The organism is Candidatus Atelocyanobacterium thalassa isolate ALOHA (genome assembly GCF_000025125.1).
Classification (GTDB): domain Bacteria; phylum Cyanobacteriota; class Cyanobacteriia; order Cyanobacteriales; family Microcystaceae; genus Atelocyanobacterium; species Atelocyanobacterium thalassae.
Genome location: NC_013771.1, coordinates 1,170,338 through 1,194,926, shown reverse-complemented (window position 1 = coordinate 1,194,926; position 24,589 = coordinate 1,170,338). Strand labels below are relative to the sequence as shown.

The window sequence follows — 24,589 nt, the reverse complement described above, 5'->3', positions numbered from 1 at the left end:
GCAAGACATATGAGCCATAAGTCGTTAGTTTTACATAGTCATCAAACAACTTTAGCTTTTGGTGAACGATTAGGAAAAATTCTACCTAAGAAGAGCATCTTATTATTAAAAGGTGATCTGGGAGCAGGAAAAACTACTTTTGTTCAAGGGATAGGAAAAGGATTAAGAATTGATGATCCTATCGTTAGTCCTACTTTTATTTTAGTCAATGAATATTATCAAGGTCATCTACCTCTTTATCATCTTGATCTATATAGAACTGAAAAAAACATGGTAGAGGATTTATTTTTGGAACAATACTGGGAAAAAGAAGATATTCTACCTGGCATAACAGTAATTGAATGGCCAGAAAGACTACTACATCTTCCTGCTAACTATTTAAAAATAGATTTTTTTTATATCAACAACATAAGCCGTCAAATTATCTTAACGACTGTTGGTGATTTTTCATTTGATTTGATTAAACATTTAAATTAAATACGTATATTTCAGATGTATAATTCTAAATTTGACTTAGTGAATAGTATCTACTCAACCATAAAAAAAAATAAAATATTATTTAAATTTAATTTTTTTATTATTGCTATTTCTGTAGTATTACTTGGCTTATTAAATAAAAAAACTTATAGTCAACCTGTTTATCTTGAATCGAATTCAAATATTAATGATTCGATCAATCAATCTCTTGATTTACCTCTAGATGTAATTAACAGTAGCAAAGTTTTACAAAGATGGATTGAAAAAATACCCAATATTTTGGAAGATATAAAATATACTCCCAGTTTTAAAACTGTCATAGGATTAGGTTATACAGAATTTCCATCTAATCAGCACAGTGGTGGTTTTATTGTTAAAGCGAAAGATTTTTTTTTAGGGGAAACAGGACTTAGCATTAGCGGTGATTTTCAGACTTCTTTTACTAAAAGAGATGCTGGAGGAATAAGCTTACAATACTATTTATTACCTCTAGGATATTATCTTAATATTTCTCCGGTTTTAGGTTATAGAACTATTAGTACAAATAAATATAGTGAAGATGGCTTAAATATCGGCGGAAAATTAATTTTTGCTTTATCCAGATCTGGAGCATCTGATATTTCAATTATTCAAACTTTTTTATCTCCTGGTAACGTGGATGAAGTAGGAATTACTAATTTATCTTTTGGTTATGCAATAACACCAAATATGCGTTTATCAACTGAAATAGAAAAGCAAAACTCGCGAATAAAAAAAGATAGTCAGGTAAGCATTTTACTGGAATGGATACCTCAGTTATAATATGATTCCATTAAAATATAGAACTTAAATATTATTATATTTTGGATATTTTTTAATCCCAATTTGTAAGATTCCGTCTAATGAATAAAATTTATATAGATAGTATTAGTTTTATTGTGTACTAAAAGATAATATGTATATCTTGGTTTATAAATTTTTACTTATTTAAAGTTTTAAAAAAGAACTATAAATTAATATACTATATTGTCATTTCTGGAGAATTTGCTAGTTCTTGTAAACGTTCTTGTTGATCTTGAGATATGCATGATTCTATTAATATATCAATGTCACCTTCTAAAATTCCTGACAGAGCAAAATTTTGTCCCAGTCTATGATCTGTTACTCTATTGTCCTTATAATTGTAAGTACGTATTTTTTCTGATCTTGATCCTGTACCTACTTGAGATTTTCTCATTGAACTTATCTCTTCTTGCTGCTCTCTTAATTTAGCTTCATACAATTTTGCTCTTAGAATCTGCATAGCTCTTTCTCTGTTTTGTAATTGTGATCTTTCTTCAGTACAAAAGATTCTGATACCTGTAGGTTTATGAAATAAATCTACAGCTGTCTCAACTTTGTTAACATTTTGCCCTCCAGCACCTCCAGAACGAGCTGTACTCATATCTATATCTTTTGCATCAATCTTTACTTCTACTTCATCTACTTCTGGCATAATAGCTACTGTTGCTGTCGAGGTGTGAACTCTTCCACCAGCTTCTGTTACTGGTACTCTTTGCACTCTATGTACTCCTGCTTCAAACTTCAACTTACTAAAGACTTTATCTCCGGTTATCTCAAGAATAGTTTCTTTAATACCACCCATATCAGCAAGAGATTCATTTGCCAATTTAACTACCCAATTTTGAGATTCTGCATAGCGTGAGTACATTCTCGCTAAGTCACCTGCCCAAATGCTAGCTTCATCTCCTCCTGTTCCGGCTCTAATCTCTAACATGATATTTTTATCGTCGTTCGGATCACGAGGAAGTAAAAGAATTTTCATTAATTCTTCTAAATTATTTAATTTTATTTCTAGTTCCTTAGCTTCTATAGATGCCATTTCTCTCATTTCATGATCTCCTCCAGCATCTTTCACTATCTGTTTTGTTTCTAATAATTCTTTTTCAGTTTTTTTCCATTGTTCATAAGCATTAACTGTCTCTTCTAAAGAAGAACGTGTTTTAGCAACTTTTTGCAATTCATTTGGATTTGTAGCAATACTAGGATCGGCTAAACGACGAGTTAGTTCATTAAAGGTTTGCTCAACAGAATGTAATTTATTTAATAAATATGATTCAGCCATAGTATTTTTATAATTTATTCTTATTATTTTATAGATAAAGAGAACCCAGCAGTTTACTGCTGGGTTCTAAATCTTATAGTGACCTTTATTTCGTCTCACTACTTGATTCTGATGCTTCTTTATTAACTTTCTTGCCAATCATAGCATATCGTTTCTGGAAGCGATCTACCCTTCCTTCGGTATCAATAATTTTTTGAGTACCAGTATAAAAAGGGTGATTACCCGACCATACTTCTACATTAATTTCAGGGCTAGTAGATCCTACAGTCATTATAACTTCGCCATTGCAAGTTACTTTTGCTTCAGGATACCAAGTTGGGTGAATATTTGGCTTCGGCATTTCTAATATCTCCTTATAAGATGTTTCTCATTACTTATTGCAATAGAAAGTTATGATGATTAACGTTTAGAATATTGAGGTGCTTTACGTGCTTTATGTAAACCATATTTTTTCCGTTCCTTAGCACGAGGATCTCTGGTTAAATATCCTTCTGCCTTTAATGTTGGTCGGTTTTCTGGATTTAATTCACATAGTGCTCTTGCCACACCTAGCTTTACTGCATCTGCTTGTCCTGTCAATCCTCCACCATGGGCATTAACTAAGATATCATACTCCTTATCTAAGCCCAACTTCTCTAAAGGAGCTTTAATAACTTGTATATAATCAGCAATTTGATTGAAATATAAATTTCCTTCTTTTTTGTTGACTTTAATTTCTCCTGTTCCCGGAATCAAGCGAACCCTTGCAATTGACGACTTACGACGACCGGTGCCCCAATATACAGCTTTGTTTTCTTCAGTAGTTGACATTATCGATCTCCATTTGGAATAGTATTAAGAATCAATTTTTCAGGCTTTTGTGCTTGATGAGGATGACTAGGACCAGCATATACTTTTAACTTTGTAAATAGCTGACGTCCTAAGGTATTTTTCGGTAACATCCCTTTTACAGCCTTTTCAATAATTCTTTCTGGAATTCTTTTTAGTAATTTTTCAAAAGTTTCAACTTTCATACCTCCAGGTCTTCCAGAATGGCGGCGGTATAATTTTTGATGACTTTTTCGACCAGTAACTTCAATTTTTTCTGCATTAATTACAATAATAAAGTCCCCGGTATCTAGATGAGGAGTATAAGTCGGTTTTTTCTTACCCCTCAAAATTTTTGCAATTTCGCAGGCTAGACGTCCTAAACGCTGTTTTTCAGCATCAATAACATACCACTTCTGCTCAATTATTACTGGTGATGGTGTAATTGTCTTATTCATAAATAATGTTAGATATTAATTAATATTCAGGTTATCGCTCTTAGAGAACATTATATTTTTCAGAAAATATATTATTAGAAGCTCAGTCCTTGTGAATTATTTGGTTAGTTTCAAATAATGGTTGAGTATCTAAATATGTGTTTGATGAAAAAGGAAAATCTGGATAACCTACTCCCAATAAACATAGTCCGTTAGCTGGGGCAGAATGCCTTACATATTCACGCTTTTGATCACGCCAAATTTGATTAAAATTAGCTAAAGAAAGTTTATCAATTCCTACTTCTACTAGCATTCCCATTAGTAATCTTACCATTCCATATAAGAATCCATTAGCTTGAATCTCTATATGAATGAAAGCTCCTTTACGATAACACTCTACATCTTGAATCTCTACCCAAGAATGGTTGCGTTGGGAACCTTTCTTTCTAAAAGCTGTTAAATGATGTGTACCCAATAATGATTTTAGGGCATCTAACATTGATTTTACTTTTAGGGGATAACGATAATAATGCCAACTGTAAGATTTAATGAGCAAATTACAATCGTTGTTTGTGTACAGTGTATATCGGTAGCGACGCCACTGGGCTGAGAATCTAGCATGCCAGTTAATTGAAACCTCTTTTGAGTTACGAATCAAGATATCCTCTGGTAAATATCTATTTAAAACTCTTGCTAAACTTTTTGGTGGAATTGGCCCTGCATAATCAAAATGAGCTACTTGTCCAGTAGCATGAACTCCTGCATCAGTACGTCCAGCACCATGAATAGAAACTTTATAACCTAATGATTTAGTAATAGTATTTTCAATATCTGCTTGAACAGTTCTACGATAAGGTTGCCTTTGCCAACCATGAAAACGATTTCCTGAATATTGAATTATCAGAGCTATCCTTTTTTTCGATTGCGACTGCTTATGAGAGGTGCTCATTCACTATTTATAATACTATTTAAAAATCACATCAATTCGATAATAGCCATTTCAGCATTATCTCCACGACGGCGTAAAGTACGAACAACTCTGGTATAACCTCCAGAACGTTCTCCATAACGGGCCAGTGCATCAGCAAATAAAGCATGAACTAATTGTTTATCAAAAAGATAACTCATTGCTTTACGTCTAGCTGGTAATGATCCATCTTTGGCTAAAGTGATCATTTTCTCTACTTCAGATTGTACTGCTTTAGCACGAACTTTAGTCGTTTTAATTTGTCCGTGGCGGATCAATTCTGTTGCAAGTGATCTTAATAGAGCTTTTCGTTGATCGGCAGGCTTGCCTAAGTGCGGTACTCGGCATCGATGTCGCATTTTTGTTACGTCTCCTTAAAGTTGTAAAAAAGTAACACTTACAGACTTTTAATAATAATTAATTAAGCCTTGTTTTTTTCTTGTGCTAGAGTGATCCCTAATCGTTTTTGAAGAGCTTCAATGACTTCTTCAGCAGATTTTTGACCAAAATTCTTGATTTCTAATAAATCTTCTTGGCTATAATCTAACAAATCAGCAACTGTATTTATTTGTGCTCTTTTTAAACAATTATAAGCTCGTACAGATAGTTGTAATTCTTCAATAGGAATCTGGCTTTGAGGATTTTCCTCATCTGGATATTCAGGAACAACAGTTTCAATTTGATTAATATTTTTTAGAGGACTAAATAAATTAACTAGAACTTCAGTCGCTTGAGATAAAGCTTCTTTTGGATTAACACTACCATTAGTCCAAATTTCAAGCATTAAAGAATCTTTGACTTCGTTCCTTTCTCCTCTAATATTCTCTACGCTATAGTTAACTTTTGTAACTGGCATGAATACAGCATCAATCTGTAAAAAATCAAGTGCTCCTTGTTTCTCTTTCCCTCTTTCTACTGGGACATAGCCCATTCCCTTTTCAATGCGAAACTCCATTTCAAGTTTTGCACCATCTGTTAAAGTTGCGATAGGTTGAGTAGGATTGATAATTTCCACCTCTGAAGGTAGATCAAATTGTGCTGCTGTTACATGAGCTGCACCTACTGCAACTAAACGACCTATTTGAATTTGATCAGTATGGCTTTTGAGTACGATCTCCTTCATATTTAATATGATTTCTAGGACATCTTCTCTAACTCCTGGTATTGTAGCAAATTCATGGTTAACTCCGCCAATTCTTATGGCGGTAACTGCTGTCCCTTCCAAGTTCGCCAATAAAACTCTTCTGAGAGCATTACCCACAGTTATCCCTTGACCTCTTTCTAATGGCTCAAGAACAAATTTACTGTATTGGCTTTGATTTTTTTGAGTCTTAGACTCTACACATTCAATTTGAAACTGTGCCACTACTTGTCACCTCTTTTCATTGTCAAAGACTTCGTCCAAACGTATATTTCTATTAGTTACTGATTTACTAAATTATAAATATTTAGCTTAAATACATCAGATCAGACTAGACTCGACGTCGCTTAGGAGGACGGCACCCATTATGTGGAATGGGTGTAACGTCTCTGATTAACGTAATTTCTAACCCTGATCCTTGAAGTGCTCTTATAGCAGTTTCTCTGCCAGCACCAGGTCCACTAACCATAACTTCTATTTGTCGCATCCCATTGTCAATAGCACGTCGGGCAGCAGAGTCAGCTGCAGTTTGAGCAGCAAAAGGAGTTCCTTTTTTGGCTCCTTTAAATCCACTAGCTCCTGCAGAAGACCAAGAGATAACATCTCCTTTAGTGTCTGAGATTGTCACAATGGTGTTGTTAAATGTCGACTTTATGTGAGCAACGCCATTAGGGACGTTCTTCTTTTGTTTTTTTGGTCCACCTTTTTTAGTTGGTCGTGCCATATTTTTACTAAGATTGTGTGTAACTTAAATTACAAATAAACATTAATTATTTCTTAGCAGGAGCTTTTTTCTTGCCTGCTACTGTAACTCGTCTTCCTCGACGAGTTCTTCCATTGGTCCTTGTTCGCTGTCCTCGGACAGGAAGTCCTTGACGATGACGACGGCCCCTATAAGTTCCAATATCTGCTAATCGTTTTATGTTCATAGCTTCCCAACGTCTCAAATCACCTTCGATTTGAAAGTTTTCATCAATATAGACTCTAAGGGAAGTAAGATCTTCATCGCTTAAGTCTCTTACGCGAATATCAGGATTAACACCTGTTTCGGCTAATATTTTTTGAGATCTTGATAGACCAATACCAAATAAATAGGTTAGTCCAATTTCGATCCTTTTATCTCTTGGTAGATCAACACCAGATATTCTCGCCAATTTTTTATCCTCTAAGCATTTTTAGTATATTCAACAGATCAAAAAGCTACTATATTAACTTTTTAACCTTGACGTTGTTTATGTTTTGGATTGATACAAAGTACCATAACTTTCCCTCGTCGCTTAATTACGCGACATTTATCACACATTTTTTTAACGGATGGTCTAACTTTCATAAGTTTTTAACAGCAAGACTGCAAGCCTTTTATTATATCAAGATATCTCTGTTTTTGTCAGCCTATTCAAAAAGATAAATAGTAAAAATTATAGTCGTTAATTTTTTATTTTTTCCCTTTAAGCCGATATGTAATTCTACCTTTAGTCAAATCATAAGGTGTAAGCTCAACTTTAACCCTATCTCCCGGTAAAATTTTAATATAATTTCGACGGATCTTTCCAGAAATATGGGCTAGTACATTAAACCCATTATCTAAATCTACTCTAAACATTGCATTTGGAAGGGATTCTGTCACTGTTCCTTCCATTTCTATCAAATCTTGTTTTGACACAATTGATATGCCTCAAATAAGTATAATACAAAAAAATTAGTAACTTGTTCTTGAAAAAAGAATTGTTCCAGATGTAATCTAAATTATCTATAATTTTGATATTCAGAAAATTTCAGTTAATCCAGAAGTAAGCGTATCTTTTAATATAGTTGTGACTTCACCTGGTTTAAGATTACCATCAATAGAAATAAGTCTTTCATTTTGACGATAGTAATCTAATACAAGTTGAGTTTTTTCTCTATATACCTCTAGACGTCGACGAATAGTTTGTTCACTATCATCTTTTCTTCCTCTGAGCAATAGCCGTTCTACAATCACCTCATCAGGAACTTCTAAATTAACCGCCTGTTCTGAAAATTTACTTAATCCCTTAAGTAATGTATCTAAGAACTCTGCTTGAAAAATATTACGAGGGAATCCATCTAGAATCCATCCTTTTTGTGCATCTTTTTCATTTAATCGTTCTTGAATTAAACCTAACAGTAATTTGTCAGGAACTAATTCCCCCTTATCAACATAAGATTGGGCTTCTTGTCCCAGCTTTGTTTGACCAGCTATAGCTTCCCTTAACATTTCTCCAGTAGAAATATGAGGAATGTTAAATTCTGCTGATAGCTTTTGAGCTTGGGTTCCTTTTCCAGAACCGGGAGGACCTAAAAAAATCAACCCTTTTCCTGTACTCATAATCTTCTTGACAATGTTTTTTGCATATTTAAGTGATCAATTAATAGGTAAAAAATATTAAAGTTCTTTATGACTTCCTACTGCTTGACCATTCCCTCATAACGTTGAGAAATTACATAAGTTTGAATTTGTTTTGCTGTATCAATTGCAACACCAACTAGTATTAGCAATGATGTGGCCCCTAAGCCCCTGAATGTAGTAACTCCAGTAGCTCCTTCAACTAAGGTCGGGACTGTTGCAACGAAACTCAAAAAACCAGCTCCTAAAAAAGTTAGGCGATTTAAAACTCCTTCTAAGTATTCTTTTGTTTTTTGACCAGGTCGTATACCGGGAATACTAGATCCCATTTTTTTAAGATTTTTTGATATGTCTTCAGGGTTAACAATTAAAGAAGCATAAAAATAACTAAAAAATAGAATTAGAATGGAGTAAACTCCGACATAGGTCCAGGTGCCCGGCCTTAAAGCATTCGTAACCTTAATAAGAGTTTCAGTGACAACACCTCCACTACCAAGGAAACCAATTAAACTTTGAGGCAAGATCAGAACTGCCGACGCAAAAATGATAGGCATTACACCTCCTTGATTAAGTCTCAAAGGTAAGTAACTTGTTCTTTCTCTATATAGCTTACGACCTACTTGACGACGAGCAGATATAATAGGGATGCGGCGTGTCCCTTCTTGTACAAAAACAATTCCTACTATCATTACTAGGAAAACAAGTAATAAAATAATTACTTGCGCAACTGCTTGTCTACCACCAGTTTGAGCGTAATCAATAGTTTGCCCTAAAGTTCTTGGTAAGCTTGCCACAATATTGACAAAAATTAATAGGGAAGCACCATTACCAATTCCTCGCTCTGTAATTAGCTCTGATACCCACATTACAAACATAGAACCTGCTGTTAATGCTAATACAGTCTCTGGTACAAACCAAAATGTATCACTTAGAGCGTACTCTCGTAACAGACCCACGGTGATAGCAGTACTTTGTATTACTGCCCATCCAGCAGCTACATATCTAGTTATTTGTGAGATTTTACGTCTTCCGGCTTCTCCTTCGTTTTTTTGAAGATCTTCCAAAGATGGAATTGCAGCAGTTAATAGCTGCATAATAATAGAAGCGTTGATAAAAGGAAGTATCCCTAAAGCAAAAATACCTAAAGTGGAAATACCACCACCTGTAAAGATATCTAAGAATCCCAAAACTGGACTATTGCTAATGGCACTAATAAACTTTTCTCTATCAATACCAGGAATAGGGATAAAAATCCCAAAACGAATTAAAGTTAGCAGACCAATTGTAATTAGTAAACGACTCCGCAATCCGGCTGCTTGAGCCATTTGCAAAAATGTTTCTTGTGCTGTGGGTGTTTTGTCTCGACTGACGACCATGGGTAATAACCTAGTTTATCAACGATTATTTATCAGTTGTGATATTTGATGTATTTTGGCAGCTTCCACCAGCACTTTCAATTTTTCTTTGAGCAGACTTGGTGAATGCAGCTGCCTTAACCATTAAAGCAACATTTAATTCTCCATCACCTAATATTTTTAATGGACCATCATTGCTAGTGACTATTCTTTGTTGCATTAAACTATCTAAATCAACGTTACTATTAGCTGCTAGATTATTTAGTTTACTGACATTGATAATGGTAAATTTACTAGGATTAACCAAAGGGAAATGCTTTAATTTCGGGACTCGACGATAAAGAGGCATTTGTCCTCCTTCAAAACCCGCTTTAGTGCCTGTTCCTGAACGAGATTTTTGACCCCGCATCCCGAAACCACCACTTGCGCCTTGACCAGCGGAAATACCTCTACCTACACGGCGACGACGTTTTGTCGATCCTTCTTGAGGACTAAGATTATGAATTCTCATAAGATTTCTTAAAATTAATAATTACAAAACTAGATTTAAGCATAAAGATGTTCTAAAGGAACGTCTCTTTCTTGCGCGACCTCTGATAATGTTCTTAAACCTTCAAGTGCATCTACAGCTGCTCTTGCATTGTTAAGAGGATTGTTAGAGCCTAGTTGCTTAGCTAAAATATTCTTAAGCCCAGCTAATTCTAAAACTGTCCTGACAGCTCCGCCAGCAATTACTCCAGTACCAGGGGCCGCTGGACGTACAATAACTCTTGCTCCTCCAGCTACTCCTTTTGTTATATGAGTAATTGAACTAGACTTTGTTATTGAGACGTCAACAAGTTGTTTCTTACCGTCTGCAACTCCTTTTCGAACTGCTCCAATAACATCTCCAGCTTTACCAACTCCAACTCCTACTTGTCCTTTCTCATTACCAATAATAACAACTGCGCGAAAGCTAAGTTTTTTCCCTCCTTTAACAACTTTACTAACCCTACGAATTTGAATAACTCGTTCTTGCCAGTTAGTCTCTTTAGCCTTATCTCTGTTGTTTTTACGATTTTTTGCCATAATTTTTACTACTTGGTGTAAAGATATTAATGCTTTTAGTTAGAATTTCAATCCTGCTTCACGAGCAGCTTCAGCTAAAGCTTTAACTCTGCCGTGGTAAAGATTACCACCCCTATCAAACACAACTTGTTCGATTCCCTTTGCGATTAATCGCTCAGCAACTAGCTTTCCTACCGCTGATGATGCTTCGCAACTAGAACTTGATGCTGCGGCTTCTTTTAAACCTGGTTCTAAGGTAGAAGCAGCTGCTAATGTGTGCTGTTTTATGTCATCAATTATTTGGGCATAAATATGTTGATTAGAACGGAAGACAGCTAAACGAGGACAATTTGATGTTCCACTAACTTTTTTCCGAATGCGTTGATGACGGCGTTTTAAAGATTCTCTTCGTGTGAGCTTCATAATTTAATTACTTTTTACCTGACTTACCTGCCTTACGAACAACAAACTCATTAAGATAACGAATACCTTTGCCTTTATAAGGTTCTGGAGGTCTTACTGCTCTAATCTTAGCAGCTATATTTCCAACTATTTCTTTATCAATGCCGCTAATAATAACTAACGTATTATTTTCAACAGCAACATTAATACCATTGGGCATAGCTATTTCTACTGGTTTACTATAGCCAACATTAAGAGTTAGTTTAGTACCTTTAGCTTGAGCACGATATCCTACTCCCTGAATACTAAGACGCTTTTCAAATCCTGCTGATACTCCATGAACCATGTTAGCTACTAAGGTGCGACATAATCCATGACGTTCACGAGAAATGAGAGAATCGTCTTGTCTTTGAACCATAAGAGTTTCTCCTTCTTTGTTGAGTTGTACTCTAGAAGGAAGTTCACGTTCTAAAGATCCTTTAGGACCTTTTACAGTAATATATTGACCTTTAATGTCAATAGTAACTTTATCAGGTAATGTAATTGGGCGTTTACCGATACGAGACATTGTTTTTACGTTTTCAGTAATTATTTGATAGATTAAATATTATTTAAGACAGAGATGATAACTTGTCCTATTACTACCAGATGTAGCATAAAACTTCGCCGCCAACATTTTGACGACGTGCTTCTCTATCCGTCATAATTCCTTTGGAAGTTGAAATAATAGCAACGCCAATACCTCCAAGTACACGAGGTAAGTCTTTTCTGTGAGAATAAACTCTTAGTCCAGGTTTACTAACCCGACGTAGTGTATTGATAATAGGTTGGCGACCTCTTGCTTTGTATTTAAGAGAAATAACAAGGTGCTTTTGCACACCTTCTCCCATTTCTTCAAAGCTTTGTATAAACCCCTCTTCTTTAAGAACTTGAGCAATACTTCGAGTCATTCTTGTCGTGGGAACTTTTGTTGTTGGATGTCGTACCGCACAAGCGTTGCGAATACGGGTCAACATGTCTGAGATAGTATCGTTAGGTGCCATTGTTGCTAATGAGTTTCTCCTGTAAGATAAAGGATTACTAAGTACGGAAGGGCATTCCCATTTCTTTTAATAACGCACGCCCTTCTTCATCAGTTTGGGCGGTAGTAATAATAGAAACATCCATACCTCGAATTTGATCAATGGTGTCATAATCAATTTCTGGGAAGATTAATTGTTCTCGAATACCAAGACTATAGTTGCCTCGTCCATCAAAGCTTTTTGGACTAATACCTCTAAAGTCTCTAATCCTAGGTAAAGCTATATTGATTAACCGGTCAAGGAAGGAATACATTTTTTCAGAACGTAATGTTACCATTACGCCTACTGGCATTCCTTCACGAATCTTGAAACCTGCGATTGCTGTTTTAGCACGGGTAATAATTGGCTTTTGACCAGTGATAATTTCGAATTCACGAATAGAAGATTCTAGAGCTTTAGCATTTTGTGATGCTTCTCCTAAACCTCTATTAATGTTAACTTTTAAAACCTTAGGAACCTGATGGACATTTGTATAGTTAAATTGTTGTTTTAACTTAACTACAATGGTTTCTTGGTAAATAGTTTTTAGTCTAGATTGGACCATAGTATCTTTCTCTATCTCTGGGCTTTGTCAGAGGAAAATAAGTGTTAATTGTCACTTAAGAAATATCGAATTAGTCGATAATTTCTCCTGTTTTTTTAAGAATACGTACTTTCTTACCTGCCTCATTAAGAGTGTAATTAATACGACTCGCTACTTGTTTCTTGCTGGAGTACAACATTACGCTAGAACTATGAATAGGAGCTTCAAAAGTGGTAATTTGTCCAGATTCTCCTTCTTGTTGAGGTTTAACGTGTTTAGTCTTAACGTTAGTTCCTTTTATAATGACCTGGCTAGTTTTAGGAAAAATTTTTGTAATTTCTCCAATTTTACCCTTGTCTTTTCCGGAGATTACTTGTATGTTGTCTCCAACTTTAACGTGCATTTTGCAACGTTTAGGTTGATTTTTTTTATTCATTAAAGTACCTCTGGTGCCAAAGAAACAATTTTTGTATAACTTTTGTCTCGAAGTTCTCTTGCCACTGGACCAAAAACTCGAGTCCCTTTTGGATTGCCGTCTGGATTTATTATCACAGCAGCATTATCATCAAACCTTATGCTCATACCGTTTTCACGATTAATGGCTTGGCGGGTTCGTACAATAACTGCTTTGACAATATCAGAGCGTTTAACGGGCATGTTAGGTATTGCGTCTTTAACGACGGCAACGATTTGATCGCCGATTGCCCCATATCGGCAATTTCCGGTTCCTAAGACACGTAAACACATTAGTTTACGAGCTCCACTATTGTCGGCGACATTAAGATAAGTTTGCTGTTGAATCACGATATTAATTTAAGTGATTTAATGAGAGGTTAAAATTTCAGTCATGACCCACCGTTTTGTCTTACTTAGAGGGCGAGTTTCTTGGATACGAACTCTATCTCCTTCTTTGACACTTATTCTCTTGGTCATGAGCTTTGAATTTTTTGGTCTTTACGATAATCTTTCCATATTTTGGATGGGGAGAACGGTTTTCTACTGCTACCACAATGGTTTTATCCATTTGAGCACTAACTACGACTCCAACCTTTTCTTTTACTGCCATAGTTTAAATTATTCTCCTTTAGATGGAGTTGATTTAGAATTATTTTTACTAAGCTGGCGTTCTCGCTCAACCGTTAATAGCTGGGCTATACGATGACGAGTATGTTTAAACTCGTGAGTTTTTTCTAATTGACGAGTAGCTTGTTGGAATCTTAAATCAAAAAGTTTCTTTTTAGCAGCAAGAACTTCTGCTGCCAAATCTTTATCATCAAGATCTCGAATTTCTCCAATCTTAGGTAGAGCCATAATTAAATATACTCCTCCTTGTCAGTAATGAACTTTGTTTTAATAGGAAGTTTTTGCGCGGCGAGACGCATAGCTTCACGAGCGATAGGCTCAGTAACTCCAGAAAGTTCAAACATGATACGACCTGGTTTTACCACAGCAACCCAATATTCTGGGGACCCTTTTCCTGAACCCATTCGAGTTTCTGCTGCACGCATAGTGACAGGTTTGTCTGGAAAAATTCTAATCCAAATTTTTCCACCTCTGCGTATATAACGAGTCATGGCACGACGGGCAGCTTCTATTTGGCGAGCAGTAATCCAGCAAGGTTCTATGGCTTGAAGAGCGTATTCTCCAAAATTGAGAGTACTGCCTCGATAAGCCAATCCTCTCATCCTGCCTCGTTGTTGTTTACGGAATTTTGTTCTTTTAGGACTTAACATTTATAGTCAATAGTAACTTGTAAATTAACAGTCTTAACTATTCTTCATTAGAACGGTCTTCAAACTGCTTTCGACGATTACGTTTTGGAGTTGGAGGAGCAGAAGTTGTAGTCTGCTCTTCTTGTCCTGGGATTATTTCTCCTTTGAAAACCCAAACTTTAACTCCTAAAATACCGTAAGTTGTTTGTGCTGTTCGATATGAATAATCAATATCTGCTCTAAGAGTGTGGAGAGGAACACGTCCTTCTCTCACCCATTCAGATCTTGCAATTTCAGCTCCGTTAAGACGTCCTCCAACTTGGATTTTGATACCCTTAACTTCTGCTCTTTGCGCTCTTTGAATGGCTTGTCTAACTACTCGGCGGAAAGAAACTCTTCGCTCTAACTGTTGGGTTATGTATTCAGCAATTAATGCGGCATCCGCATCAACTCTAGATACTTCAATCACATTAATCCGAATTTGACGATTTTCCCCTAAGTTTTTTTGAAGAGCAGTTCTTAATTGCTCAATTCCACTACCTCCTCTTCCTACTACTACTCCAGGGCGGGCAGTATGAATTGCTAAATCGATTTGATCGGCTTTGCGCTCTATTCGAATATCAGCTATGCCAGCATTACTGAGGTTTTTCTCGATATGCTTTCTAACAGCTAAATCTTCCTGTAGCAATTCTGGATAGCGTCTTTTATCAGCATACCAGCGAGATTTATGTTCTTTGGTAATACCTAAACGAAAACCAATTGGATGTATTTTCTGTCCCATATGTTCTCTTGGCTATTTTTTAGGGATACATATCATTTTGATTCCACCTCAGATGCAACTGCAATGGTTATATGACATGTAGGTTTACGGATTTGATAGGCGCGTCCCTGAGCTCTAGGACGAAACCTTTTTAAACTTGGGCCTCCATCAGCATAAGCCTTACTAATAAATAAGGTAGCTGGATCAAGTCCTTTATTATGCTCAGCGTTAGCAACAGCAGAACGTAAAAGTTTAATAATTGGTTCGCAAGCTTTATAAGGCATAAACTCAAGAATGATGAGAGCTTCGCGATAAGAACGCCCACGAATTTGGTCTAATACGCGTCTTACCTTAAATGGTGACATTCGTATATATTTGGAAATGGCTTTAGCCTCTGTTGTCATGTCAAGTGCCATGATTGTTAGTTTTGTGAATAACTTTTACTGTACTTTATCGGCGACCCGATTTTTTATCGCTTTTAGCATGTCCTCTAAAAGTACGAGTAGGAGAAAACTCTCCTAACTTGTGGCCAACCATTTGTTCTGAAATAAAAACAGGGATGTGTTGCTTTCCATTATGTACAGCAATTGTGTGGCCAATCATAACGGGGACAATTGTTGATGCTCTTGACCAGGTTCTGATAACCTGTTTATCTCCTTTCTCATTGAGTTTTTCGATTTTAGTCAAGAGACTATCTGAAATAAACGGACCTTTTTTTAGAGAACGACTCATAAGTAAGAATTTAACGAAATGAATATTTAACGACGGCGGCGTATAATAAGACGTGAACTGGCTTTATTTTTATTGCGAGTTTTTGCTCCTAGAGCAGGTTTACCCCAAGGAGTCATAGGCCCACTTCTTCCAATAGGGGCACGTCCCTCTCCACCACCATGTGGGTGGTCTACCGGATTCATAACGCTTCCTCTAACATGAGGTCTCCGTCCTAAATGTCTTGTTCTTCCAGCCTTGCCTAATGTAATATTTCTAGCTTCAATATTACCTACACGCCCCATAGTGGCATAGCATTCTCTGCGCACCATACGTACCTCTTTCGAGGGTAACTTTAGAGTTACATAGTTCCCGTCTTTAGCGACGAGCTGGGCTACGGCTCCTGCTGAACGAACCATTTGACCACCTTTTCCAGGTACCAACTCTACATTGTGTACTTCTGAACCTAAAGGAATTTTATGTAGTGGTAAAGCGTTACCAATTTCGTAAGGAGAATTTTCTCCAGATATTAAAGTTGCGCCTACCGTAACACCCAGAGGAGCTAAGATATAGCGTTTTTCCCCGTCTTGATAAAATAAAAGAGCAAGACGAGCATTGCGGTTAGGATCATACTCAATAGCAACAACTTTTGCAGGAATGTCGTATTTGTCACGTCTAAAATCTATGATCCTATAGAGACGCTTGTGCCCACCTCCACGATGGCGACTAGTAATAACACCGCGATTATTACGTCCTTTCTTATTGTGCTTATACTTAGTTAACGATTTTTCGGGCTTACGTTTCGTGATCTCAGCGAAATCTGAAACGGTCGCCTGTCTGGTTCCGGGAGTGTACGGACGATAGGAACGAATACCCATGATTATCTCTCAGGTTTTTTCTTTTAATGATAATTCCCTGGTTATACCAGGCTTATGTGTCAGGAAATAAGTTAATCGTATTTCCTTCTTTCAAAGTCACAATCGCTCTTTTGTACAAAGATTTATGACCAATAAATTTGCCAACACGGCGTTTTTTCCGTGGAGGAAGACTAGTGTTGACCCCAATCACTTTAACTTCAAACAAATCTTCAATTGCAGCTTTTATTTCTGGCTTTGTAGCTTTAGGCAATACATTAAAAACATATTTATTTTGCTCTAAAAGCGTAGTAGCCTTTTCGGTAATAATAGGTTTAAGTATTAAATCAGCTAAATGACGAGGATTATATTTATTTTTAGTCATTGTAAACCTCCTGGATTTTTACTAAAGCTTCAGAGGTCATGACAATCTTATCTGCATTAAGTAAATCATAGATATTTAGACTATCTGCTCGTAAGATTTTCACATATGAAAGATTACGGACTGATAAATAAATATTATTATCTGTTTCTAAAAGAATTAAAGCTACTTTTTTCCTAGATTCTACTCCCCAACGAGTTAACGCTGCGGTAAAGTGCTTAGTCTTTGGATCGGGAAACTGCTCAATAAAATCTTTAACTATAATTAGGTCTTCAATTCTACTACTGATAGCAGTTCTTAAAGCTAATCGTCTTTCTTTCCGATTCATTTTTAGGCTAAAGTCTCTTGGCTTAGGACCAAAGATAACTCCACCCCCTCTCCATAGAGGAGAACGAATAGAACCTGCTCTGGCTCTTCCCGTACCTTTTTGTCGCCAGGGTTTGCGACCACCACCTCTTACCTCTGCCCTGGTTTTGCTACAAGCATTACCTTGGCGAGCATTAGCAAGATGTCTAACTACTGCGCGGTGTAACAAGTGAGCTGAACTTTCTTCTTTCGCTACTTTTAAGTTTAAAGTAACTTGTCCCACTAGTTCTCCTTGCCAGTTTTTAACGTTACAATCAACCATTGTTTTTGATTTGCTTCTCGTTTAATTAACTGTTCTTAATTATTTACCAACAATTGTAGCTGGTGTGATATTTAGAAGTCCTCCTGGTTTTCCAGGAATAGCTCCTTTAATTAGCAAAAGATTACACTCAGCATCTATTTGAACAACTTTTAGACGACGAGTAGTAACTTTACTGGCGCCATATTGGCCAGCCATTTTCTTACCAGGATAAACTCTTCCAGGAGTTGTTCCTGCACCTGTAGAACCAGGTAGTCGATGACTTTTTGACCCGTGAGTCATATTGCCACGCTTAAAATTATGACGTTTTTGGTAACCAGCAAAACCTCTTCCCATAGACGTCCCTGTAACATCTACCAAATCACCTGTATTAAAGAGATCAACATTAACTGTTTCTCCCAGCTGATAAGGTTGTATATCGTCGACACGATATTCTTTAAGGTGGCGTAAAGGCGAGGCTCCGGCTTTTTTTAAGTGGCCTAGCTCTGGCTTAACTAAAGCTTTTTCTTTAACTTCTGAATAACCGATCTGAATAGCATTGTAGCCATCTGTATCGGACGTTTTAATTTGAGTAATGGTACAAGGACCTACTTTCATGACTGTTACAGGAATAGCAGCTCCTGTTTCGTCATCAAATATCTGGGTCATACCGAGTTTGGTACCTAGAAGACCAATAGCCACGGTTTTTTCCTCTATGAACTAGACAACAATATTATGCTTGAATGGTAAAATCATTTCAAACATATGCAGGGAACTCCTACTTGTTATGAGGATACACACTTATAGAACTTGGTGGTATCAATCAAGAAACGATGATTATTTATTGCTCATCGTAAGGCGGATCGGGCTTTATTACCGTTACTCTTTAAGACTTAAAGTTTTATGTCTCCAGTATCTCAAGGCGGTTCTTTGATTTACCCTAAAATAAAAACTATATTACAAGTTTTAACCGCGACTTCTTATATTAGTTTAAATTGATTAAGAAGTCAAGAGAACCTGTTGCTCTATATAGAGTAATCTTCGATTTAATCAAAGTTCGAAAAGATGAAAAAATTGAAATGTATATTTAAACTTTTTATGGTTTTAATTAACTAATTTTGACCAAGAAATTAAACAATAATAAAACTTTCTAAATAAGCTTTTATTCTTTTATATTTTTTTAAAATTACCAAAAATCGAGGTATGTGACTATAAATAAATTAATTATATTATTCTATACTTAAGTAAGTTTAACAATGATCTTAGTACAAAATTAGCTTTTCATTACTCATTAATTTTCCTGGAAAATATGTGAACAAAATAAAAATTGAACTGCACACGAACAGTTACTAAAAATGAAGCTTTTTTTCTGCATTTTGTATTATGAATTGCAGTAAAAGAATATCGTAATTATAGTATTCTTAGATTAATTTAAGAATGAGATTTTAAATTTTGTACTTACTCTAGTTATTAAGTTTGCGAAATATCTTAATTTAGAGACGAATTACTTTCTAGAAAATTTTATTATATTAACCAAAAAAGTGGCATTTATACCTCAACAAAATTCATCCCAGCCTATTCAAATCAACGATGAACTAAATCAACTTCTAGATGTTCTACCGCCAAATATTTGTCATTATATAAAAAATCACTCAGAGTGTAATCACCTAATAGAAGTAGTTATGGACTTAGGAAGATTGCCAGAAGCTCGCTTCCCTGAATATTCTGTTTATTTAGGAGCAACTTTAATTTCTGCTACTGATCTAGAGTACACCATTCAAAAAATAGGGGCTTTTAGTAGTGATAATCGTGCAGGAATTGAAAAAACCTTGCATCGGATCAGTGCTATTCGTAATAGGAAAGGAAGTATTATTGGATTAACTTGTCGCGTAGGAAGAGCTGTTTTCGGTACCATATCGATAATTAAAGATTTAATAGAAACGGGAAAATCGATTCTTTTACTAGGTAGACCAGGTGTTGGTAAAACAACTGCGTTACGTGAAATTGCAAGAGTTCTTGCTGATGATTTTCACAAGCGAGTTGTCATTATAGATACCTCAAATGAAATTGCTGGGGATAGTGATGTACCCCATTCCTCGATCGGCAGAGCAAGAAGAATGCAAGTGTCTGCACCTGAGCTACAGCATAGAGTAATGATTGAAGCAGTTGAAAATCATATGCCAGAAGTAATAGTTATCGACGAAATTGGAACAGAACTGGAAGCTTTGGCTGCTCGTACTATTGCTGAGAGAGGTGTCCAGTTAGTTGGCACAGCTCATGGTAATGAAATTGAAAACTTAATGAAAAACCCAACTCTTTCTGATTTAGTAGGAGGAATTCAATCTGTTACATTGGGAGATGAAGAAGCAAAGCGAAGAGGTTGCCAGAAGACTGTTTTGGAGCGTAAGGCTCCTCCTACTTTCGAAATCGCAATTGAAATATTAGAACGTCAAAAATGGAACATTCATCAAGATGTAGCCTGTGCTATTGATTCTTTATTACGTAACAGAAAGCCCAATACTGAGATAAGAACGGTGAGTCAGAATGGAGAAGTTAGTATTGATCATCAAAAGTCTAATGATGAGCAACTTTTAAAAACATTTGAGCATAATCCTTTTAATGTTGTCACACAACCAAAAGGCTGGAGAGCTTCGGGTAAGATGGTTCCCATACCAACTCTTGAAAGTAAAAGTGTAGATAAGTTAAATGAAACATTAGAGTTTGATAGACTATTAGATGCTTCTTGGTATCAGTTTTACGACAAAGACAAAGAAGACAAGATGAAAATATCTGGTCCAAACGGAGAAGATCTTCCTATTCATATTTATCCTTATGGGATAGGTAGATTTCAGTTAGAGCAGGTAATTAAAATTCTTCGACTACCAATTGTAGTAACAAAAGATTTAGATAATGCTGATGTAGTTATTGCATTACGTTCATATTTGAAAAACCAATCAAAATTACGTCAAGTAGCCAAGATGAGACAAATTCCTATCCATGGAATAAAGTCAAATACTGTTCCTCAAATTACTCGTACTTTACAAAAATTACTAGGAATTAATGAAACGCAAGTTTCTGAGATAAGAGACTTGCACCTATTTACTAAAGGAGATGAAGATGATGAACTGGAAGCTTTAGAAGAAGCAAGATTAGCAATTGAACAAATCGTTTTACCAAAATGTCAGCCAGTAGAGCTATTACCAAGATCGGCTAAAGTTAGGGGTATGCAACATGAACTAATTGAGCATTACCATTTACATTCAGATAGTTTTGGAGAAGAACCTAATCGTAGGCTAAGAATTTATCCTACTTAAAGAAAGATTTCATCTTATTGCAATATACATATTTTACACAAACAAATGTACTTTAGAGATGTATTAAACTAACTATCTAAAGGTTTAAATATATTGATCAGCTTTGCTATTATCATTGATTTGTAAATCTTGTATTGATTTAGTTTATATGATAAATCAATACAAGATTTAGTGATTACCCAGGGGAAAACTTCTTAATATAAAGTGATAGAGTTATTTATACATATAAAAAGTAATTTATGAATAACATTTTATCAAACTTAAATTTTTCATCTTACTTGCTTTCTCTCACAAATATATTTACAATTTTGTAGTCGAAAACAGTATTTAATTCAAATTAATTGAATTAAATACTATTTTTATTATTTTTGGAATGGTTATAATAGGATGATAGTAGACAATGCCTATGGTTTTAGTACAGCAAGATTTACAAGGCTAAGATTTAGTTTAAATAAAAAAAAATTTTTAAGCTATATAAAAAGTATTAGACAAGAGTTTCGAAATATTATAGTCTAACAGACTTTTATGGTTAGGCTTGAAAAGCCTATTTGTTTACTTTTCTATTCCAATAAGTATTAGAGATCTGAATGAGTTTTATCTTAGTTTTTGGTTTATTAGTGGCTGGAATTATTCTGTTAATGGTCGGTGCAGAAGTTTTAGTCAGAGGGGCTGCTGATATAACTTCAAGTCTAGGAGTTTCCCCTTTGGTTGTAGGTTTAACTATTGTTTCTTACGGGACTAGTTCTCCAGAAATGGCAGTAGCTATCCAGTCAAGCTTAGCAGGTCAGGCAGATCTAGCCCTGGGAAATGTTATTGGTAGTAATATTTTTAATATTTTAGTTATTTTAGGAATATCTTCTTTAACTATTCCGTTAATAGTTGCTCGACAATTAACTCGTTTAGATGTTCCAATTATGATTGGAGTATCAATCTTAACTTTTTTCTTTGGATTAGATCGTACAATACATCGTTCTGATGGAATTATTTTACTTATTGGTGGTATTGTTTACACGGCTTTCCTAATTTATAAGGGAGCGAAAGAATCAAGTAATTCGAATGCTAATAGTAATGAAAATAAAACCGCACCCTTATCCTTTAGTCGATTTAGTAAAGATATCGTATTTATTTTATTAGGTGCAGGATGTCTAGTATTAGGCTCTCAGTGGTTAGTTGATAGTGCAACGGAAATTGCACGTAAATTTGGAGTAAGCGATTTGATAATCGGCTTAACAATTGTAGCTACAGGAACATCTTTACCTGAATTGGCAACTTCAGCAGTAGCTGCATACAAAGGAGAAAGAGACATTGCTGTAGGAAATGTTATTGGCAGTAATATTTTTAATATTTTAACTGTACTAGCCATTTGTGCAATAGCATCACCAACAGGAGTTCCTGTGTCCGATGCTGCTTTACATTTTGATTTACCGGTAATGATAGCAATTGAGTTAGCATGCCTACCTATTTTTTTTACAGATCATATTATTAGACGCTGGGAAGGTTTTTTATTCCTAAGCTATTATGTTGCCTATACAACATATTTAGTACTATATTCAACAGGACACCATGGACTACCTGTTTTTGGAAGTATTATGTCATTTTTCGTAATTCCTATTACCATACTAACTTTAACCATCTTAATGTTGAATAGTTACAGAAAAAAACAGAAAAAAGATATTGGATAAAACAAAATTTCAAAAAGACTAAATATGTTTAATTTTTCGTTAAAATTTTGTTGTATTGTAATAATTTATTTAAGATGAAAAATGAAAATCAAACAGCTTGGTTAATAATGCTTCCAGCATTGCTTCTGTTGATTTTTGTATTTATTTATCCAATTGCAAGTGCATTTTTATTAAGTTTATTCACTAAAAACCTTGGAACCCAGTTGGAACCTGTTTTCTCAGGATTATCTAATTATTTTCGAATGTCAAGAGATGGACGATTTTTACAAGCCATCTGGAATACATCTGTATTCACTACAATAAGCGTTACTTTAGAGTTGATTTTAGGAATGATTTTGGCCTTAATTTTAAACCAAACTTTTTTTGGTAGAAGTGCCGTTAGAGTTATTTCTATGATTCCTTGGGCATTACCAACTGCAATAATGGGATTAGCTTGGGCATGGATCTTTAATGATCAATATGGAGTCGTTAACGATATCTTGCAACGCTTAGGCGTCATTCATACTGGAATTAATTGGTTAGGTAATCCAACTTTAGCAATGCTTGTTTTGATTATTGCAGATGTCTGGAAAACAACTCCATTTCTTGGTATCATCCTATTATCGGGCTTACAATCAATTCCACAAGACTTATACGAAGCGCATTCTATAGATGGCGCAAAACCTTGGCAAAGTTTTTGCCAAATTACTTTGCCTTTGATTATGCCCCAGGTATTAATTGCGGTATTGTTTAGATTTGCTCAAGCTTTTGGCGTATTTGATTTGGTTCAAGTTATGACAGGAGGAGGTCCTGCCGGAGCGACAGAAACTGTTTCAATTTATATTTATGCAACGGTTATGAGATATCTAGACTTTGGTTATGGTGCCACTCTAGTTGTAATAACTTTTTTATTATTAATAGTAATTGTTGGACTTGTTGGAGTTTTGTTACTAAGTTTTAAAAAAGATAGATAAATATTCGCAATATCATTAGATATACTGTTTGAAATCTGCTAGATAGAAGAGGAGACTATTAAAATAATGAAATGGGGTAAAAATAGCAATTATATAATTCTTAATGTCAGTATCTTTTTTATAACTTCTTTTTTTTTAATACCAGTGATATGGCAAGTTTTAACGTCTATAAAAACTAGTGAAGATATTTCTACCATACCTAATATTTATTTTCCAAAACTTATAACTTTTGAGCACTATGTAGAGTTATTTAAACGACGTCCTTTTGTTCTTTACATTTTTAACAGTATTTTTGTTTCTACAATATCTACAATTATATGCTTAGTAATTGGCTCTCCAGCTGCTTATATACTTGCGAGAATAAATATTCATAGTAAAAACCTGATTCTTATATTAATTTCAATAGTGTCTTTGTTCCCTTATGTTTTATTATTTTTAGGATTATTAGAAACAATAAGATTTTTAAATTTAGGAAATAATTATTTAGCTTTAATCATTCCATATTCTGGAATTAATTTACCGCTAACAATTTTAATAATGCGTAGTTTTTTTCAAAAATTACCAAAAGAATTGGAAGATGCAGCTCGCATAGACGGTTATAAAATCATCCCAATGCTAACTCAAATTTTATTACCTTTAACTTTTCCTGCTCTAGTTACAACAGGAATTTTGACGTTTATCTTTACATGGAATGAATATATATTTTCTTTGACTTTTATAACTCGCGAAACAATGAAAACTATTCCTGTCGCAACGGCTCAAATTGGAGGTTCAAGTGTTTTTGAAATTCCATATGGCCCAATATCAGCCGCTACAGTTTTAGGAACCTTCCCGCTAATTTTACTAGTTTTCTTTTTCCAAAAAAGAATTGTAGCAGGACTAACAGCTGGTGCAGTTAAAGGATGATATAAAT

36 protein-coding genes and 1 pseudogene are annotated in these 24,589 nt (G+C 35.1%); 6 read left to right on the top strand and 31 right to left on the bottom strand.

Features of this window, described 5'->3' with window-relative positions; genetic code table 11:
• The first annotated feature begins 9 nt into the window (after positions 1 to 9).
• A complete protein-coding gene (gene tsaE, locus UCYN_RS04980) occupies positions 10 to 477 on the top strand; it encodes a tRNA (adenosine(37)-N6)-threonylcarbamoyltransferase complex ATPase subunit type 1 TsaE (protein ID WP_012954420.1) in 468 nt (155 codons plus the stop codon).
• Positions 478 to 492: 15 nt separating this feature from the next.
• Complete coding sequence (locus UCYN_RS04975) at positions 493 to 1,278, top strand: hypothetical protein (protein ID WP_012954419.1); 786 nt, start codon at positions 493 to 495, stop codon at positions 1,276 to 1,278.
• A gap of 199 nt (positions 1,279 to 1,477) precedes the next feature.
• On the opposite strand, the gene prfA is transcribed toward UCYN_RS04975, so the two are convergent.
• The 31 genes and pseudogenes from prfA to rplC all read right to left on the bottom strand — a co-directional run bounded on the left by prfA (position 1,478) and on the right by rplC (position 18,429).
• A complete protein-coding gene (prfA, locus tag UCYN_RS04970; RefSeq protein WP_012954418.1) occupies positions 1,478 to 2,581 on the bottom strand; it encodes a peptide chain release factor 1 in 1,104 nt (367 codons plus the stop codon).
• 85 nt (positions 2,582 to 2,666) lie between these two features.
• The gene (gene rpmE / locus UCYN_RS04965; RefSeq protein WP_012954417.1) at positions 2,667 to 2,921 is read right to left on the bottom strand and encodes a 50S ribosomal protein L31; all 255 of its coding nucleotides are present in this window, start codon (positions 2,919 to 2,921) and stop codon (positions 2,667 to 2,669) included.
• A 59-nt stretch (positions 2,922 to 2,980) separates the two neighbouring features.
• Entirely contained in the window at positions 2,981 to 3,391 is a 411-nt protein-coding gene (gene rpsI / locus UCYN_RS04960; RefSeq protein WP_012954416.1) for a 30S ribosomal protein S9, read from the bottom strand.
• Positions 3,391 to 3,846, bottom strand: coding sequence for a 50S ribosomal protein L13 (gene rplM, locus UCYN_RS04955; protein ID WP_012954415.1), 456 nt, complete (start codon positions 3,844 to 3,846; stop codon positions 3,391 to 3,393). Before rplM ends, rpsI begins: the two co-directional genes overlap by 1 nt.
• An 82-nt stretch (positions 3,847 to 3,928) precedes the next feature.
• Positions 3,929 to 4,774 carry a tRNA pseudouridine(38-40) synthase TruA gene (truA, locus tag UCYN_RS04950; RefSeq protein ID WP_012954414.1) on the bottom strand — a complete coding sequence of 282 codons (846 nt, stop codon included), beginning with the start codon at positions 4,772 to 4,774 and terminating at the stop codon, positions 3,929 to 3,931.
• A gap of 26 nt (positions 4,775 to 4,800) precedes the next feature.
• Positions 4,801 to 5,151: a 50S ribosomal protein L17 gene (rplQ, locus tag UCYN_RS04945; protein ID WP_012954413.1), complete on the bottom strand. Its 351-nt coding sequence runs from the start codon at positions 5,149 to 5,151 to the stop codon at positions 4,801 to 4,803.
• A 62-nt stretch (positions 5,152 to 5,213) separates the two neighbouring features.
• On the bottom strand, positions 5,214 to 6,158 hold the full coding sequence (locus UCYN_RS04940) for a DNA-directed RNA polymerase subunit alpha (protein ID WP_012954412.1): 945 nt from the start codon (positions 6,156 to 6,158) through the stop codon (positions 5,214 to 5,216).
• Positions 6,159 to 6,264: 106 nt separating this feature from the next.
• The gene (gene rpsK / locus UCYN_RS04935; protein ID WP_012954411.1) at positions 6,265 to 6,657 is read right to left on the bottom strand and encodes a 30S ribosomal protein S11; all 393 of its coding nucleotides are present in this window, start codon (positions 6,655 to 6,657) and stop codon (positions 6,265 to 6,267) included.
• Between the two features lie 46 nt (positions 6,658 to 6,703).
• Entirely contained in the window at positions 6,704 to 7,087 is a 384-nt protein-coding gene (rpsM, locus tag UCYN_RS04930; RefSeq protein WP_012954410.1) for a 30S ribosomal protein S13, read from the bottom strand.
• A 62-nt stretch (positions 7,088 to 7,149) separates the two neighbouring features.
• The gene (rpmJ, locus tag UCYN_RS06140; protein WP_071813730.1) at positions 7,150 to 7,263 is read right to left on the bottom strand and encodes a 50S ribosomal protein L36; all 114 of its coding nucleotides are present in this window, start codon (positions 7,261 to 7,263) and stop codon (positions 7,150 to 7,152) included.
• Positions 7,264 to 7,368: 105 nt separating this feature from the next.
• Positions 7,369 to 7,596: a translation initiation factor IF-1 gene (gene infA, locus UCYN_RS04925; RefSeq protein WP_012954409.1), complete on the bottom strand. Its 228-nt coding sequence runs from the start codon at positions 7,594 to 7,596 to the stop codon at positions 7,369 to 7,371.
• A 102-nt stretch (positions 7,597 to 7,698) separates the two neighbouring features.
• Positions 7,699 to 8,280, bottom strand: a complete 582-nt coding sequence (locus tag UCYN_RS04920) for an adenylate kinase (RefSeq protein WP_012954408.1) — start codon at positions 8,278 to 8,280, stop codon at positions 7,699 to 7,701.
• A gap of 77 nt (positions 8,281 to 8,357) precedes the next feature.
• Complete coding sequence (secY, locus tag UCYN_RS04915) at positions 8,358 to 9,674, bottom strand: preprotein translocase subunit SecY (RefSeq protein ID WP_012954407.1); 1,317 nt, start codon at positions 9,672 to 9,674, stop codon at positions 8,358 to 8,360.
• Positions 9,675 to 9,699: 25 nt separating this feature from the next.
• On the bottom strand, positions 9,700 to 10,164 hold the full coding sequence (rplO, locus tag UCYN_RS04910; RefSeq protein ID WP_012954406.1) for a 50S ribosomal protein L15: 465 nt from the start codon (positions 10,162 to 10,164) through the stop codon (positions 9,700 to 9,702).
• A 35-nt stretch (positions 10,165 to 10,199) separates the two neighbouring features.
• Positions 10,200 to 10,721 carry a 30S ribosomal protein S5 gene (gene rpsE, locus UCYN_RS04905; RefSeq protein ID WP_012954405.1) on the bottom strand — a complete coding sequence of 174 codons (522 nt, stop codon included), beginning with the start codon at positions 10,719 to 10,721 and terminating at the stop codon, positions 10,200 to 10,202.
• A gap of 39 nt (positions 10,722 to 10,760) precedes the next feature.
• Positions 10,761 to 11,123 (bottom strand): 50S ribosomal protein L18, encoded by a 363-nt coding sequence (gene rplR / locus UCYN_RS04900; protein ID WP_012954404.1) that lies wholly within the window; start codon positions 11,121 to 11,123, stop codon positions 10,761 to 10,763.
• Between the two features lie 7 nt (positions 11,124 to 11,130).
• On the bottom strand, positions 11,131 to 11,670 hold the full coding sequence (gene rplF, locus UCYN_RS04895; RefSeq protein ID WP_012954403.1) for a 50S ribosomal protein L6: 540 nt from the start codon (positions 11,668 to 11,670) through the stop codon (positions 11,131 to 11,133).
• A gap of 73 nt (positions 11,671 to 11,743) precedes the next feature.
• Positions 11,744 to 12,145 carry a 30S ribosomal protein S8 gene (gene rpsH / locus UCYN_RS04890; RefSeq protein ID WP_012954402.1) on the bottom strand — a complete coding sequence of 134 codons (402 nt, stop codon included), beginning with the start codon at positions 12,143 to 12,145 and terminating at the stop codon, positions 11,744 to 11,746.
• Positions 12,146 to 12,182: 37 nt separating this feature from the next.
• Positions 12,183 to 12,728: a 50S ribosomal protein L5 gene (gene rplE / locus UCYN_RS04885; protein WP_012954401.1), complete on the bottom strand. Its 546-nt coding sequence runs from the start codon at positions 12,726 to 12,728 to the stop codon at positions 12,183 to 12,185.
• 70 nt (positions 12,729 to 12,798) lie between these two features.
• Entirely contained in the window at positions 12,799 to 13,143 is a 345-nt protein-coding gene (rplX, locus tag UCYN_RS04880) for a 50S ribosomal protein L24 (RefSeq protein ID WP_012954400.1), read from the bottom strand.
• Positions 13,143 to 13,511 (bottom strand): 50S ribosomal protein L14, encoded by a 369-nt coding sequence (gene rplN, locus UCYN_RS04875; RefSeq protein ID WP_012954399.1) that lies wholly within the window; start codon positions 13,509 to 13,511, stop codon positions 13,143 to 13,145. Before rplN ends, rplX begins: the two co-directional genes overlap by 1 nt.
• Positions 13,512 to 13,529: 18 nt before the next feature.
• Positions 13,530 to 13,773 (bottom strand): annotated as a pseudogene (rpsQ, locus tag UCYN_RS04870) (30S ribosomal protein S17).
• A gap of 8 nt (positions 13,774 to 13,781) precedes the next feature.
• Positions 13,782 to 14,018, bottom strand: a complete 237-nt coding sequence (gene rpmC / locus UCYN_RS04865) for a 50S ribosomal protein L29 (RefSeq protein WP_012954397.1) — start codon at positions 14,016 to 14,018, stop codon at positions 13,782 to 13,784.
• 2 nt (positions 14,019 to 14,020) lie between these two features.
• Positions 14,021 to 14,440 (bottom strand): 50S ribosomal protein L16, encoded by a 420-nt coding sequence (gene rplP / locus UCYN_RS04860; RefSeq protein WP_012954396.1) that lies wholly within the window; start codon positions 14,438 to 14,440, stop codon positions 14,021 to 14,023.
• 37 nt (positions 14,441 to 14,477) lie between these two features.
• Complete coding sequence (gene rpsC, locus UCYN_RS04855; RefSeq protein WP_012954395.1) at positions 14,478 to 15,200, bottom strand: 30S ribosomal protein S3; 723 nt, start codon at positions 15,198 to 15,200, stop codon at positions 14,478 to 14,480.
• A 32-nt stretch (positions 15,201 to 15,232) separates the two neighbouring features.
• Entirely contained in the window at positions 15,233 to 15,595 is a 363-nt protein-coding gene (rplV, locus tag UCYN_RS04850) for a 50S ribosomal protein L22 (protein WP_012954394.1), read from the bottom strand.
• Between the two features lie 34 nt (positions 15,596 to 15,629).
• Complete coding sequence (rpsS, locus tag UCYN_RS04845) at positions 15,630 to 15,911, bottom strand: 30S ribosomal protein S19 (RefSeq protein WP_012954393.1); 282 nt, start codon at positions 15,909 to 15,911, stop codon at positions 15,630 to 15,632.
• 26 nt (positions 15,912 to 15,937) lie between these two features.
• Entirely contained in the window at positions 15,938 to 16,765 is an 828-nt protein-coding gene (gene rplB, locus UCYN_RS04840; protein ID WP_012954392.1) for a 50S ribosomal protein L2, read from the bottom strand.
• A gap of 52 nt (positions 16,766 to 16,817) precedes the next feature.
• A complete protein-coding gene (locus tag UCYN_RS04835; RefSeq protein ID WP_012954391.1) occupies positions 16,818 to 17,126 on the bottom strand; it encodes a 50S ribosomal protein L23 in 309 nt (102 codons plus the stop codon).
• Entirely contained in the window at positions 17,119 to 17,751 is a 633-nt protein-coding gene (gene rplD / locus UCYN_RS04830) for a 50S ribosomal protein L4 (RefSeq protein WP_012954390.1), read from the bottom strand. The genes UCYN_RS04835 and rplD overlap by 8 nt, the downstream gene beginning before the upstream one ends.
• A 39-nt stretch (positions 17,752 to 17,790) precedes the next feature.
• Positions 17,791 to 18,429, bottom strand: coding sequence for a 50S ribosomal protein L3 (gene rplC / locus UCYN_RS04825; protein WP_012954389.1), 639 nt, complete (start codon positions 18,427 to 18,429; stop codon positions 17,791 to 17,793).
• 839 nt (positions 18,430 to 19,268) lie between these two features.
• On the opposite strand from rplC, the gene UCYN_RS04820 reads away from it, so the two are divergent.
• The 4 genes from UCYN_RS04820 to UCYN_RS04805 all read left to right on the top strand — a co-directional run bounded on the left by UCYN_RS04820 (position 19,269) and on the right by UCYN_RS04805 (position 24,582).
• Positions 19,269 to 21,041 carry a R3H domain-containing nucleic acid-binding protein gene (locus UCYN_RS04820; protein ID WP_012954387.1) on the top strand — a complete coding sequence of 591 codons (1,773 nt, stop codon included), beginning with the start codon at positions 19,269 to 19,271 and terminating at the stop codon, positions 21,039 to 21,041.
• Positions 21,042 to 21,628: 587 nt separating this feature from the next.
• The gene (locus UCYN_RS04815; protein WP_012954386.1) at positions 21,629 to 22,723 is read left to right on the top strand and encodes a calcium/sodium antiporter; all 1,095 of its coding nucleotides are present in this window, start codon (positions 21,629 to 21,631) and stop codon (positions 22,721 to 22,723) included.
• A 74-nt stretch (positions 22,724 to 22,797) separates the two neighbouring features.
• A complete protein-coding gene (locus tag UCYN_RS04810; RefSeq protein WP_012954385.1) occupies positions 22,798 to 23,676 on the top strand; it encodes a carbohydrate ABC transporter permease in 879 nt (292 codons plus the stop codon).
• Positions 23,677 to 23,742: 66 nt separating this feature from the next.
• Complete coding sequence (locus tag UCYN_RS04805) at positions 23,743 to 24,582, top strand: carbohydrate ABC transporter permease (RefSeq protein WP_012954384.1); 840 nt, start codon at positions 23,743 to 23,745, stop codon at positions 24,580 to 24,582.
• The last annotated feature ends 7 nt before the right edge of the window (positions 24,583 to 24,589 follow it).

What these genes read in the sequence shown, in the direction of transcription:
- rpsE (WP_012954405.1), bottom strand. Translation starts at nt 10,721, where the DNA reads ATGGCAAAAAATCGTAAAAACAACAGAGATAAGGCTAAAGAGACTAAC.
- rpmJ (WP_071813730.1), bottom strand. Translation starts at nt 7,263, where the DNA reads ATGAAAGTTAGACCATCCGTTAAAAAAATGTGTGATAAATGTCGCGTA.
- rpsC (WP_012954395.1), bottom strand. Translation starts at nt 15,200, where the DNA reads ATGGGACAGAAAATACATCCAATTGGTTTTCGTTTAGGTATTACCAAA.
- rpsH (WP_012954402.1), bottom strand. Translation starts at nt 12,145, where the DNA reads ATGGCACCTAACGATACTATCTCAGACATGTTGACCCGTATTCGCAAC.
- truA (WP_012954414.1), bottom strand. Translation starts at nt 4,774, where the DNA reads ATGAGCACCTCTCATAAGCAGTCGCAATCGAAAAAAAGGATAGCTCTG.
- secY (WP_012954407.1), bottom strand. Translation starts at nt 9,674, where the DNA reads ATGGTCGTCAGTCGAGACAAAACACCCACAGCACAAGAAACATTTTTG.
- UCYN_RS04835 (WP_012954391.1), bottom strand. Translation starts at nt 17,126, where the DNA reads ATGACTAAAAATAAATATAATCCTCGTCATTTAGCTGATTTAATACTT.
- UCYN_RS04920 (WP_012954408.1), bottom strand. Translation starts at nt 8,280, where the DNA reads ATGAGTACAGGAAAAGGGTTGATTTTTTTAGGTCCTCCCGGTTCTGGA.
- rplM (WP_012954415.1), bottom strand. Translation starts at nt 3,846, where the DNA reads ATGAATAAGACAATTACACCATCACCAGTAATAATTGAGCAGAAGTGG.
- UCYN_RS04815 (WP_012954386.1), top strand. Translation starts at nt 21,629, where the DNA reads ATGAGTTTTATCTTAGTTTTTGGTTTATTAGTGGCTGGAATTATTCTG.
- rplE (WP_012954401.1), bottom strand. Translation starts at nt 12,728, where the DNA reads ATGGTCCAATCTAGACTAAAAACTATTTACCAAGAAACCATTGTAGTT.
- rplQ (WP_012954413.1), bottom strand. Translation starts at nt 5,151, where the DNA reads ATGCGACATCGATGCCGAGTACCGCACTTAGGCAAGCCTGCCGATCAA.
- rplV (WP_012954394.1), bottom strand. Translation starts at nt 15,595, where the DNA reads ATGGCACTTGACATGACAACAGAGGCTAAAGCCATTTCCAAATATATA.
- rplP (WP_012954396.1), bottom strand. Translation starts at nt 14,440, where the DNA reads ATGTTAAGTCCTAAAAGAACAAAATTCCGTAAACAACAACGAGGCAGG.
- rpmC (WP_012954397.1), bottom strand. Translation starts at nt 14,018, where the DNA reads ATGGCTCTACCTAAGATTGGAGAAATTCGAGATCTTGATGATAAAGAT.
- rpsS (WP_012954393.1), bottom strand. Translation starts at nt 15,911, where the DNA reads ATGAGTCGTTCTCTAAAAAAAGGTCCGTTTATTTCAGATAGTCTCTTG.
- rplO (WP_012954406.1), bottom strand. Translation starts at nt 10,164, where the DNA reads ATGAGAATTCATAATCTTAGTCCTCAAGAAGGATCGACAAAACGTCGT.
- rplX (WP_012954400.1), bottom strand. Translation starts at nt 13,143, where the DNA reads ATGAATAAAAAAAATCAACCTAAACGTTGCAAAATGCACGTTAAAGTT.
- UCYN_RS04805 (WP_012954384.1), top strand. Translation starts at nt 23,743, where the DNA reads ATGAAATGGGGTAAAAATAGCAATTATATAATTCTTAATGTCAGTATC.
- rplR (WP_012954404.1), bottom strand. Translation starts at nt 11,123, where the DNA reads ATGAAGCTCACACGAAGAGAATCTTTAAAACGCCGTCATCAACGCATT.
- prfA (WP_012954418.1), bottom strand. Translation starts at nt 2,581, where the DNA reads ATGGCTGAATCATATTTATTAAATAAATTACATTCTGTTGAGCAAACC.
- UCYN_RS04975 (WP_012954419.1), top strand. Translation starts at nt 493, where the DNA reads ATGTATAATTCTAAATTTGACTTAGTGAATAGTATCTACTCAACCATA.
- rpsI (WP_012954416.1), bottom strand. Translation starts at nt 3,391, where the DNA reads ATGTCAACTACTGAAGAAAACAAAGCTGTATATTGGGGCACCGGTCGT.
- rplB (WP_012954392.1), bottom strand. Translation starts at nt 16,765, where the DNA reads ATGGGTATTCGTTCCTATCGTCCGTACACTCCCGGAACCAGACAGGCG.
- rplF (WP_012954403.1), bottom strand. Translation starts at nt 11,670, where the DNA reads ATGTCTCGTATCGGTAAACGCCCAATTACATTACCTGATAAAGTTACT.
- rpmE (WP_012954417.1), bottom strand. Translation starts at nt 2,921, where the DNA reads ATGCCGAAGCCAAATATTCACCCAACTTGGTATCCTGAAGCAAAAGTA.
- UCYN_RS04810 (WP_012954385.1), top strand. Translation starts at nt 22,798, where the DNA reads ATGAAAAATGAAAATCAAACAGCTTGGTTAATAATGCTTCCAGCATTG.
- rpsK (WP_012954411.1), bottom strand. Translation starts at nt 6,657, where the DNA reads ATGGCACGACCAACTAAAAAAGGTGGACCAAAAAAACAAAAGAAGAAC.
- rplD (WP_012954390.1), bottom strand. Translation starts at nt 17,751, where the DNA reads ATGGTTGATTGTAACGTTAAAAACTGGCAAGGAGAACTAGTGGGACAA.
- tsaE (WP_012954420.1), top strand. Translation starts at nt 10, where the DNA reads ATGAGCCATAAGTCGTTAGTTTTACATAGTCATCAAACAACTTTAGCT.